The sequence below is a fragment of the Micromonospora sp. NPDC049089 genome (assembly GCF_040648775.1).
Classification (GTDB): domain Bacteria; phylum Actinomycetota; class Actinomycetes; order Mycobacteriales; family Micromonosporaceae; genus Micromonospora.
On record NZ_JBEZEH010000057.1, the window covers coordinates 24,910 to 32,096 of the forward strand.

Sequence of the window (7,187 nt, forward strand, 5' to 3'; positions counted from 1 at the left end):
ATAGGGGAGTATGGCGGGCGTGGAAGCTCTCAGACTCATCCTTCTCTACGTCCATCTGATCGGGTTCGCCCTGCTGCTCGGTGGCTCGATCGCCCAGTACGCCAGCGGTCGGCTGCGGATCAACCAGGCCATGCTGTGGGGCGCGGTGATCCAGTTGCTGACCGGGCTGGGCCTCTCCGCGCCGCTGCGCGGCGGCGGCGACGACGAGCCGAACCCGGCAAAACTTGTGACGAAGTTGGTGATCGCGCTGCTGATCTTCGTCATGGTCTTCTTCTCCCGGAAGCGGGACGTGGTCAACCGCGGTCATTTCCTCGCGATCGTCGGTCTGACCCTGGTCAACGCGGCGGTCGCGGTCTTTTGGCGGTAACGTCCGAGGAGGGAAACGCCTCCAGAAAAGGGACGTTGCGGACGCTGCGGCGCACGGTTACCAGCACGAAGAGTGACGTGCCCCACGCAAGGGTTACACCCGGGTAACAGGCGCTCAACAGTCGTGCACGATTGTCGGCCGGTGGGTGGGCGCGGGCGTACGCTCCCGTCCGTAACGTGGGACAGCCGGCGGCACACCCGCAGGCCGGCTGATGGGCTGCCACCGCACAAGGCGCGGTGAGCAATGGGAAGGAGACGTCTTGCGCTCGGTGCGTGGGATGCGGATCGCTTCGATCTTCGCGGTGGGTGGGCTCGCGCTCACCGCCGCTGCTTGTGGCGAGGCGCCCAAGGATGACAACAACGCCGGCAGTGGCGGCAAGAAGTTCAGCGCCTGCATGGTGACCGACGTCGGCGGCATCGACGACAAGTCGTTCAACACCTCGGCCTGGAAGGGTCTGCAGGAGGCCAAGGCCGCCAACGACAACATCGACATCAAGTTCGTCGCGTCGAAGGCCGAGGCCGACTACGAGCCGAACCTGACGCAGTACGTCAACCAGAAGTGCGACTTCATCCTGGCCGTCGGTGGCCTGATGGGTGACGCCACCTCGAAGATCGCCAAGGCGAACCCGAACCAGCAGTTCGGCATCGTCGACGCGAACCCGGGTGACGCCAACGTCTACCCGATGCAGTTCGACACCGCCCAGGCCGCGTTCCAGGCCGGTTACCTGGCCGCCGGGATGAGCAAGAGCGGCAAGGTGGGCACCTACGGTGGTCTGCCGATCCCGCCGGTGACCATCTTCATGGACGGCTTCGTCGACGGTGTGAAGTACTTCAACACCACCAAGGGCAAGAACGTCCAGGCGCTGGGTTGGAACAAGGACACCCAGAAGGGTTCCTTCACCAACGACTTCGCCAAGCAGGACGAGGGCAAGAAGGTCTCCGACGCGCTGGTCGCCCAGGGCGCGGACATCATCATGCCGGTCGCCGGCGGCTCCGGCCTCGGCACCACCGCAGCGGCCAAGGCCTCGGGCGGCAAGTACAGCACCATCTGGGTGGACGTCGACGGCTGCGAGAGCACCCCGGACTGCTCGGCGATCGTCACCACCGTGGTCAAGAACATCCCGGAGGCCGTCAAGGAGGCCGTGGTGAAGGCCGCCGGTGGCGAGAAGCTGGAGGCCAAGCCGGGCTTCGTCGGCACCCTGGCCAACACCGGCGTCTCGATCGCCCCGTACCACGACTTCGACAGCAAGGTCCCGGCCGAGCTGAAGGCCGAGGTCGACAAGATCAAGGCGGACATCGCCGCCGGCACCATCACCGTCACCTCGAAGGCCCAGCCGACCAAGTGACGACCGGCCGGCCCCTCCGGTGAGATCATCGGGAGGGCCGGCGCGGACAGGTACGACCCGATCGGCCGCTCTGGCTCTGCGGATACCCCGCGGGGTTGGAGCGGCCGATCGCGCACCACGGCGGCCGGCCCGGCCCGGTTGGTTCCACGGCAGCTAGGCTGCACCATCGCTCGCACTCCAGGAGGTTGCGCTGAGACTCGAACTGCGCGGCATCACCAAGCGGTTCGGTGATCTGGTCGCCAACGATCACATCGACCTGACGGTGGAGCCTGGAGAGATTCACGCCCTCCTCGGCGAGAACGGCGCGGGCAAGTCGACCCTGATGAACGTGCTCTACGGGCTCTACCAGCCCGACGAGGGCGAGATCCTGGTCGACGGCAAGCCGCTGAAGCTGAAGGGCCCGTCCGACGCGATCGCCGCCGGAATCGGCATGGTGCACCAGCACTTCATGCTGGTGCCGGTCTTCACCGTCGCCGAGAACGTCATGCTCGGCGCGGAGCAGGTCCGGGGCGGCATCGCCGGCTTCCTGGACCGGCGTCGGGCCCGGCGCGAGGTCACCGAGGTGTCCGAGCGCTACAACCTGCGGGTCGACCCGGATGCGGTGATCGAGGACCTGCCGGTCGGCATCCAGCAACGCGTCGAGATCGTCAAGGCGCTCACCCGCGACGTCGACCTGCTCATCCTGGACGAGCCGACAGCGGTGCTCACCCCCCAGGAGACCGAGGAGTTGCTGACGGTCATGCGGTCGCTCAAGGCGGCCGGCAAGTCGATCGTCTTCATCACCCACAAGCTCGGCGAGGTCAAGGCCATCGCCGACCGGATCACAGTGATCCGACGCGGAAAGACCGTCGGCACCGCCTCGCCCGGGGCCAGTCGGGACGAGCTGGCCGCGTTGATGGTCGGGCGCAACGTCCGGCTCACCGTGGACAAGACCCCGGCCACGCCGGGCGACCCGGTGCTGGAGGTGGCCGGGCTGGTCGTCGACGACGACCGGCAGATCCGCGCTGTCGACGGCGTCGACCTGACCGTGCGCGCGGGCGAGGTCCTCGGCGTGGCGGGCGTACAGGGCAACGGTCAGACCGAGCTGATCGAAGCGATCATGGGCCTGCGCCCGGTGCTGGCCGGCACGATCAGCCTGGCCGGCGACCAGATCAACGGCTGGAAGCCCAAGAAGGTGCTCCGGGCGGGCGTCGGTTACGTACCTGAGGACCGCAGCGTGGACGGCCTGGTCAAGGAGTTCAGCGTCGCGGAGAACCTGGTGCTGGACATCTACGACCGGCCGCCGTTCGGTGCCGGGCTCGCGCTGAAGCCGGAGGCGATCGCCGCCTCCGCGAAGGAGCGGATCGAGCAGTTCGACGTTCGTACCTCGTCGGCCGACGCGGCGGTGGGCACCCTGTCCGGGGGCAACCAGCAGAAGGTGATCGTGGCCCGGGAGCTGTCCCGGCCACTGAAGCTCCTCATCGCCGCCCAGCCGACCCGTGGCGTCGACGTCGGGTCGATCGAGTTCATCCACAGCCAGGTCATCCGCGAGCGAGACATCGGCACCGCCGTTCTGGTGGTCTCCAGCGAACTCGACGAGGTGATCGGGTTGGCCGACCGGATCGCGGTGATGTACCGCGGCCGGATCATCGGCATCGTCGGCCCGGACACCCCGCGTGAGGAGATCGGTCTGCTGATGGCCGGCATCAGCCCGGACGAGGCCCACGACGCCGTCGCCGAGAAGCCCGGCGCGGCAATCGCCGCCGAGGAGCCCGGCGCGGCACCCGCCACCGACAAGCCCGGCGCGGCAGACGGGAGCCCGGCGCGCGACGCGGGCTCCGCGAGCGAGGACGAGGCATGAGCGAGCGCCAGCGAGCGAACAGTCGACACCGGGGTCTGGTGCCTCATGGCGTCACGCAGCGAAGCGGAGTGACGGCATGAGCGACCCCAATCCGCAGTCCGGCTCGCCGGACAAGGAGCCGGCGAGCGAGGCGCAGGCCGCGCAGAACGCGCTCGGCAACACCGAACGCGCCGAGGTGGCCACCGAGGCGGACCGCTCGGTGAAGCCAGGCCCGGAGCCGAAGCCGAGCCTGGGCCGGTTGTTCCTGGACAACCTCTGGGCGGCGAACACCTTCACGGTGACCCTGTTGTCGTTGGTGCTGGCGATCGTGGTCGGCGCGGTGCTGATGATCATCTCTGATCCCGACGTGCTCGCCACCTACTCGTACATCACCTCCCGCCCGTCCGACGCGATCAACTCCAGCTGGACGCTCGTCAGCGAGGCGTACGCGAACCTGTTCAAGGGCTCGATCTTCGACCCCGAGGCGTTCTCCGGCTGGTTGGACGGCGCCAACGGCTGGCAGGCGGTGCTCGCGCCGATCTCGGAGACGCTGACCTACGCGGCGCCGCTGGTCTTCACTGGCCTGTCGGTGGCGCTGGCCTTCCGGGGCGGCCTGTTCAACATCGGCGCCCAGGGCCAGGCCACCATCGGTGTGATCATGGCGGCGCTGGCCGGCTTCCTGCTGCCGCTGCCGCCCGGCCTGCACCTGCTGGTGGCGGTGCTGGCCGGCGCGCTGGGTGGAGCGATCTGGGGCTTCATCCCCGGCATCCTCAAGGCCCGTGCCGGCGCGCACGAGGTGATCAACACGATCATGCTCAACTACGTCGCCACGTACTTCCTCACCTGGTTGATCGTGCAGAACGGCGTGCAGGACCCGAACCGTACCGACGCGATCAGCAAGGCGGTGGACACTTCCGCCCAGCTGCCCCGACTGCTCGGCGACAACCTGCGCGTGCACGCCGGCATCCTGCTCGCCGTGCTGGCCACCTGGGCGGTCGCCTGGTTGCTCAACCGCTCGACGCTCGGTTTCGAGCTGCGCGCGGTCGGCGCCAACCCGGATGCCGCCCGGACCGCGGGCATCAGCGTCACCCGGACGTACATCCTGATCATGGTCTTCGCCGGAATCCTGGCCGGCCTCGGCGGCTCGAACATGGTGCTCGGCTCGACCGCCAGCGCGTTGACCCCGCTGGTGGTCGCGCAGATCGGGTTCGACGGCATCCTGGTGGCACTGCTCGGGCGGGTGAAGCCCTGGGGGGTGCTGCTGGCCGCGCTGCTGTTCGGCGCGCTTCAGGCCGGTGGTAACCGGATGCAGTCGTACTCCGGGATCTCGCTGGAGCTGGTGACAGTGCTCCAGGCGCTGATCGTCATCTTCATCGCCGCACCGGCCCTGGTGAAGGCGATCTTCCAGCTCCGGGCCGCGCGCGCCGCCCGGTTGCAGACGAGCCTGGCGAAGGGCTGGTAACTCATGTCCACCATGGCTGTCCCCGACATCGCGGTCGCCCCGGTCGACGAGGGCTTCTGGACCCGCAGCCGGAAGGTCGGTCTCACGCTGCTGGCGCTCGGCCTGCTGGCCGCGGTGCTCTTCGGCGCGCTCGCCACCGACCAACAGGCCCGGTTCACCCTCAGCGACGACGCGGCCGGTGCCGCACTGGAGATCAACGGCACGATCGGGGCGATCCTGTTCGGGATCATCACGATCGCCGCCGGCGCGGCGCTGCTCGCCGGGGTGCCGAAGCGGTGGTTCCTTCCCGTGCTCGGCGTCGGGCTGGTCGCCTTCGTGCTGTCGTTCCTCTGCTGGCAGGTCAGCGCCGCGCCGGCCGGGCAGAACTTCATGCCACTGGTCAACATCATCCGCGGTACGTTCATCCTGGCCCTGCCGCTGATCTTCGGCGCGCTCGCCGGGGTGCTCTGTGAGCGGTCCGGCGTGGTCAACGTGGCCATCGAGGGCCAACTGCTGATGGGCGCGTTCAGCGGGGCCCTGTTCGGCAGCATCTCCGGCAGCGTGTGGGTGGGCCTGGTCGCCGCAGCCATCGGCGGCGCGTTCATCTCGCTGCTGCTGGCCGTCTTCGCCATCCGCTACCTGGTCGACCAGGTTGTCATGGGCATCGTGCTGAACCTGCTGGCCGTCGGCGTCACCGGCTTCCTCTACGAGCGGCTGATGCAGACCGACGCCGCGAAGTACAACAGCGCGCCCCGTTTCAGCAACTGGGAGATCCCCCTGCTGAAGGACATCCCGGTGCTCGGTCCGGCGTTGTTCCGCGGCAACATCTTCCTCTATCTCGGGCTGCTCCTGGTGCTGGTGATCCACATCGGGCTGTTCCGCACCCGGTGGGGGCTGCGGACCCGCTCGGTCGGCGAGCACCCGATCGCCGCCGACACGCTCGGCGTCAAGGTGCTGCGGGTGCGCTACCGCAACGTGCTGCTGGCCGGTGTGGTCGCCGGCATCGGCGGCGCGTCCTACACCCTGGCGCTCTACTCGTTCACCAAGAACATGATCGGCGGTAAGGGCTTCATCGCCCTGGCTGCGCTGATCTTCGGTCGCTGGAACCCGACCGGCGCGCTGCTCGCCGCGTTGTTCTTCGGATTCGCCGACCAGCTCGCCACGTACCTGGGCGCGATCAGCAGCTCGATCCCCAGCCAGTTCCTGGCCATGCTGCCCTACCTGGCGACGATCCTGGCGGTCGCCGGGCTGGTCGGTCGGGTCCGGGCACCGGCCGCCGACGGCAAGCCCTACATCAAGGGCTGACCTCCGGGGCGGGCCCGTTCCCACTTGATCAAGTGATGAAAAGTAGGTGCCGGGACCGTTCCTGGCCTACTTCTCATCACTCGATCACGGCGGGCGGCCGCCCCTGCCCGCTTCTGACCTGGGCAGCTTGGGCAGAATGGCGGCATGACCGACATTGACTGGGCACGGTTGCGCGCTGCCGCCATTGAGGCGATGCGGCACGCGTACGCGCCGTACTCGACGTTCCCGGTTGGCGCGGCCGCACTTGTTGACGACGGCCGGGTGGTGGTCGGCTGCAACGTGGAGAACGCCGCGTACGGGGTGACGCTGTGCGCCGAGTGCGGGGTCGTGTCCAGCCTGCACGCCACCGGTGGCGGCCGGCTCGTCGCGCTCTCCTGCGTCGACGCGACAGGCGAGCCGTTGATGCCGTGTGGCCGCTGCCGGCAGCTGCTCTGGGAGCACGGCGGGCCGGAGTGCCTGATCGAGAGCAAGACCCGGCCGCTGCGGATGGCCGAGCTGCTGCCGCACGCCTTCGGTGTGGAGGACCTGGAGGCCGTCACCGGGGAGACACCGGTGCCGGTGGTCCCGGAGCGGCTCGCCGCCTGGCGCGGGCGCGGCACCGTCTTCGTGCACCCGGACATGTCCGCCGGTCAGCAGGTCTGGACGGCGTACTGGGAGCGGTCGGCAGGCGACGACGCCGGCGCCGAGACCGGGGTGCTGGAGGAGGCGCCAAGCTGGGACGACCCGGCCGAGGCGATCACCTGGGGCCTGGCCCGGACGCCCCGGGTGGTCGTGGTGGACGCCACCGGCACCATCTTCTGGGCCGGCGAGGGTGAGCCGCCTGCTGAGATCCCGGTGCGGTGGTCTTAGTGGTTGGGGGCGGGGGCCGGCGGCGCGGGGGTCGCGCGCGGGGGCGCGCCGCGGGCTGGGG

At 69.1% G+C, this 7,187-nt stretch carries 6 protein-coding genes; all 6 read left to right on the forward strand.

All coding sequences use genetic code 11. The annotated features are described in order from the left end of the window. Nucleotides 1-19: 19 nt before the first annotated feature. The 6 genes from AB0B48_RS12710 to AB0B48_RS12735 all read left to right on the forward strand — a co-directional run bounded on the left by AB0B48_RS12710 (nucleotide 20) and on the right by AB0B48_RS12735 (nucleotide 7,126). The gene (locus AB0B48_RS12710; protein ID WP_355010190.1) at nucleotides 20-367 is read left to right on the forward strand and encodes a hypothetical protein; all 348 of its coding nucleotides are present in this window, start codon (nucleotides 20-22) and stop codon (nucleotides 365-367) included. Nucleotides 368-644: 277 nt separating this feature from the next. Further along, nucleotides 645-1,712, forward strand: coding sequence for a BMP family ABC transporter substrate-binding protein (locus AB0B48_RS12715; protein WP_357199967.1), 1,068 nt, complete (start codon nucleotides 645-647; stop codon nucleotides 1,710-1,712). 250 nt (nucleotides 1,713-1,962) lie between these two features. Further along, complete coding sequence (locus tag AB0B48_RS12720) at nucleotides 1,963-3,552, forward strand: ABC transporter ATP-binding protein (RefSeq protein WP_357199978.1); 1,590 nt, start codon at nucleotides 1,963-1,965, stop codon at nucleotides 3,550-3,552. 76 nt (nucleotides 3,553-3,628) lie between these two features. Continuing rightward, nucleotides 3,629-4,993 (forward strand): ABC transporter permease, encoded by a 1,365-nt coding sequence (locus tag AB0B48_RS12725; RefSeq protein ID WP_357199970.1) that lies wholly within the window; start codon nucleotides 3,629-3,631, stop codon nucleotides 4,991-4,993. A gap of 3 nt (nucleotides 4,994-4,996) precedes the next feature. Next, nucleotides 4,997-6,277 (forward strand): ABC transporter permease, encoded by a 1,281-nt coding sequence (locus AB0B48_RS12730; RefSeq protein ID WP_357199973.1) that lies wholly within the window; start codon nucleotides 4,997-4,999, stop codon nucleotides 6,275-6,277. Nucleotides 6,278-6,421: 144 nt separating this feature from the next. Next, nucleotides 6,422-7,126: a cytidine deaminase gene (locus AB0B48_RS12735; protein ID WP_091394566.1), complete on the forward strand. Its 705-nt coding sequence runs from the start codon at nucleotides 6,422-6,424 to the stop codon at nucleotides 7,124-7,126. Nucleotides 7,127-7,187 lie beyond the last annotated feature (61 nt).

Coding starts and splice junctions, on each gene's coding strand:
- AB0B48_RS12715 (WP_357199967.1), top strand. CDS start 645: ATGCGGATCGCTTCGATCTTCGCGGTGGGTGGGCTCGCGCTCACCGCC.
- AB0B48_RS12725 (WP_357199970.1), top strand. CDS start 3,629: ATGAGCGACCCCAATCCGCAGTCCGGCTCGCCGGACAAGGAGCCGGCG.
- AB0B48_RS12730 (WP_357199973.1), top strand. CDS start 4,997: ATGTCCACCATGGCTGTCCCCGACATCGCGGTCGCCCCGGTCGACGAG.
- AB0B48_RS12735 (WP_091394566.1), top strand. CDS start 6,422: ATGACCGACATTGACTGGGCACGGTTGCGCGCTGCCGCCATTGAGGCG.